Source organism: Providencia sp. PROV122 (assembly GCF_028482365.1).
In the GTDB taxonomy this organism is placed as follows: domain Bacteria; phylum Pseudomonadota; class Gammaproteobacteria; order Enterobacterales; family Enterobacteriaceae; genus Providencia; species Providencia stuartii.
Genome location: NZ_JAMPQI010000055.1, coordinates 1 through 1,223 on the forward strand (window position 1 = coordinate 1; position 1,223 = coordinate 1,223).

At 33.7% G+C, this 1,223-nt stretch carries 1 protein-coding gene; it reads left to right on the plus strand.

The window, feature by feature from the left end; all coding sequences use genetic code 11:
• Window positions 1-338: 338 nt before the first annotated feature.
• On the plus strand, window positions 339-1,223 hold an 885-nt coding region (locus PSE69_RS19405; RefSeq protein ID WP_272675327.1), incomplete at its 3' end, for a hypothetical protein.

Genomic DNA, 1,223 nt, shown 5'->3' on the forward strand with positions numbered 1-1,223 from the left:
TCACCGTCACCTGAGTGGGTTACGTTTGAAATCAAAACGACGATGAAGGATAAGTTTGGTCCAAATGCAACTCCTTAAGTGGAAAGCTTACAGAAATACAAGTAGACTATAAAAAAATATCAGACGCCATACTGAATTAGCTGAACGCGCTCTTTATTTCATGGTGATAATGATTACTCTTTAACTAGAAAAGAATTTAGAATACTAAAAGAAATTAAATTAAGTATGAAAAAGTGTCAGGTAGTTGGTTATAAAATAACAGTAGGTTTAGATAATGAATTTAATCCTTCACATAACAGTAAATACGATGAATTTTTCATCGCTGAGGATTTGGCAAAATGAATCGAACAAATAAAGTGATTAAATATATAGAGAATTTAGTTAACTCTTCAAATAATGATGTTGCAAAGATTAATAAAATTATATATAGCGAAACTATAGATAGTCTAGATGAATTACATGGGTTAAGTAACTCAGAACGCTATATTCGTTATGAAGTTTTACTAGAGTCTTATTTATCAAGTATTGCACTAACATACATGCGAAGAATATACAAAAATGATAATGATTCACCTTATGAATTTGAGCGTTTTTTTTACCATAAGAATATACTGTTTGTATTAAATTATCTTATGACAAAAAATAGAGAGGAATTATTTCTCAATTTAGCGGAGCAAGGTGAAATTTTATTAATGGATTTCGCCTGTAATGATTTTCGAATAGGGCACTTTTGCTACGATAAAATTATTGAAAGTATTCAATCGGGTAAAATGGCAGAATCACTCCCTATGTACACTCGACCACAGAAATTAGGTGTCCTAGCGATTGAAATGCTGGCAAGCGAGAAAAACCAAACAATAGATTGGGAAAGCGCCGGAATTCCTATTGACCCATTCTATCAACGTTTCTGCCAAGAAGCATTGTATAATGAAAATCACGATGTTGTCGCTCAATGGCTTATTACTTTATGTGACAAGCATATCGAATGGTCTGCATTATTTGCAGATAATGAGAATGAACAAAGCTCAACAGGCTATGAAATAGACATGGAAATTTTATTAGCGTGGCCGTTTGAATACCAAGCCGTAAAAAATTTCCGTGCTCGCCATGGGTTGACAACACCCATCATTGATCATCCGCTATTAAAAACCCCCATGGCAATAGACCACCGTCCGGATATGATAGGATGGAAACAAAATATGCCCGCTATTTATGACCAAATA